The 2402-nt window shown below is 69.0% G+C and carries 1 protein-coding gene and 2 pseudogenes; all 3 read left to right on the plus strand.

Annotation, left to right across the window (positions count from 1 at the left end; translation table 11 throughout):
- Window positions 1-529, plus strand: a pseudogene (locus WCB02_RS39755) (hypothetical protein); the annotation flags it as partial.
- Window positions 530-542: 13 nt separating this feature from the next.
- Window positions 543-2168, plus strand: coding sequence for a PEP/pyruvate-binding domain-containing protein (locus WCB02_RS39760; RefSeq protein ID WP_423967944.1), 1626 nt, complete (start codon window positions 543-545; stop codon window positions 2166-2168).
- A gap of 109 nt (window positions 2169-2277) precedes the next feature.
- Window positions 2278-2402: pseudogene (locus tag WCB02_RS39765) on the plus strand (glycosyl transferase); the annotation flags it as partial.

Consider the following 2402-nt stretch of genomic DNA (forward strand, 5'->3'; position numbering starts at 1 on the left):
CGGCAAGCTGCTGGCGGCGCGCGCCGGCCGGATCGAGCAGAAGGCCGACCGGATTGCGATCGAAGCCCGCAAGGAGGCCAGCCGTCTCGACGCCAAGCCGGTGATCGAACAATTGATCGACCTCGCCGAGGCGACGGTCGACGAGCTGGAGCAGGCCGCCTTCATCGCCTCGCTGGCGCCCGCCAATATCGACGCGGCGCTGCTGTCGACGCTGTCGGGCCTCTGCGCGGTGGCGACCACCGCGACCGAGGCCGCAGCGTCCGGGCTGGCCGCGACCGTCGAAGTCCCGGAAGGGCGCCGCGCCGATTCCGAGGATGCCTTGGCCGCCGTGGTGCGCCTGATCGATGCCGAGCACAGCGCGGATACCGAGGAGCGCGCGATCACCGCACTCGTGTTCACCGGCGGCTTTGACCTCGCGACCTCGCTGTCCGTGCTCGAACTGGCGCGCGCGATCGAACGCGCCACCGACCGGCTCGCGGGGTTCGGGCATCTGTTGCGGCGGCACATCATGGCCGACCTGTCAGCTTGAGAGGAAACAGCGCATGCATATCGTGCGGATCGGTGGCGCATCGACCGAACAGCATTCGGCAGATGTGGTCGGCGCCAAGGCGGCCAACCTGGCGCGAATGGCCGCGCTCGGCCTGCCGGTGCCGCCCGCTTTCGTGCTCCCGGTCAGGCTGTGCGCCAATGTGATCGCGGGCAACCCGCATGCCGAGCACGATTTGCGCGACGGCTTGAAGCAGGGCATCGCCTATCTGGAGGAAGCGACCGGAAAACGCTTCGGCGACCGGCGGCGGCCGCTGCTGCTCTCGGTGCGCTCGGGCGCGGCGCGATCGATGCCCGGCATGCTCGACACCGTGCTGAATGTCGGCTGCACTTCGAGCGCGGTGCAAGGCCTGATCCGCGCCACCGGCCGGCCGCGGCTGGCATGGGATTGCCGGCGGCGCTTCATCGAAAGTTTTGCCGAGACCGTGCTCGGCATCGACCCCGCCCCGCTCGCGGCCCGGCTGGCCGAATTGACGGCGAGCGAAGGCGCGGGCAGCGACCGCGAACTCGACAGCGAGGCGATCGAGCGTCTCGCCGCCGACGAGCGGGCACTGGTCGAAGGCGGTAACGACGAATGGCTGGAAGATGCCGACGCGCAGCTCGAGGCCGCCGCCCGCGCGGTCTATCGCTCCTGGATCAGCGAGCGGGCGCAGACCTACCGCCGCCTGCAGCAGCTCGACGATCTCGAGGGCACCGCGGTCACGGTGCAGGCGATGGTGTTCGGCAATGGCGGGCTGTGTTCCGGCGCCGGCGTAGCGTTCTCCCGCGATCCCTCGACCGGATCACCACATCCGATGATCGATCTGGTGCTCGACGCGCAAGGCGAGGACGTCGTCTCCGGCCGCCGCACGCCCGACACGGAAGAAACCATCGCGCGCGCGCTGCCGACCATCACCAGCGAACTCTCCGACGTCTTCAGCCGGCTGGAGCGCGAATTCGGCGACGCGCAGGATATCGAATTCACCGTCGAAGACGGCAAGCTATGGCTGCTGCAGACCCGCGCGGCCAAGCGGACGCCGCGCGCCGCGCTTCGAGTGGCGATCGACCTCGTGCATGAAGAGCTGATCAGCCGCGAAGAGGCGCTGGCGCGGATCGAAGATCTCGATCTGGTTTCGCTGGTCGAGACCTCCCTGGTGTCACCTCCAACCCCTGTCGCCGGCGGCATCGGTGCGTCCGGCGGCATCGCGGTCGGACGCGCCGCGTTCGATTCCGACAGCGCGCAGCGCCTTTCGGCCACCGGCGAGCCGGTGATCCTGATGCGCCCGGACACCTCGACCGCCGACGTCGGGAGCTTTGCGATCGCCGCCGGCATCGTGACCTCGGTCGGCGCCCGCACCGCGCATGCAGCGCTGGTGGCGCGCCAGATGGGCAAACCCTGCATCGTCGGCTGCGCCGAGATGGCGGTCGACGGCGCGGCCGACCGGGCGATGCTCGGCGCCACCGCGATTGCCGGCCGCGACTGGATCACGATCGACGGCGACAGCGGCAAGATCTATCTCGGCCGGCTCGAAACCGTCGTGACGCGGCCGCAAGCCGAGCTGGCCGAGATCGAAAGCTGGCGAGCCGAAGCGCACCAGCCCAGCCAGACCAAAACCGGGCAGCGCCACGCGGCGCATCATTGAGCGTCACAGCCATTCGCACGAGCGGCTGCGGTTGCCGCAAAAAGCTGCAAAATCACGAGCTGATTTGACTATGACAAGGTGGTAACGGTGCAGTATTGGTGGGCCATCAATGCTGAGCGTGATCATTCCGACCGAAGGGGTTGAGCAACCCGCAGTCGCCACCCTCGCGGCACTGGTGCCGGGCGCCGCTGCCGGCGTCGTGCGCGAGGTGGTACTGGTCGATCGGGCCGACAA

The sequence above is a fragment of the Bradyrhizobium sp. genome, assembly GCF_049581145.1.
Classification (GTDB): domain Bacteria; phylum Pseudomonadota; class Alphaproteobacteria; order Rhizobiales; family Xanthobacteraceae; genus Bradyrhizobium.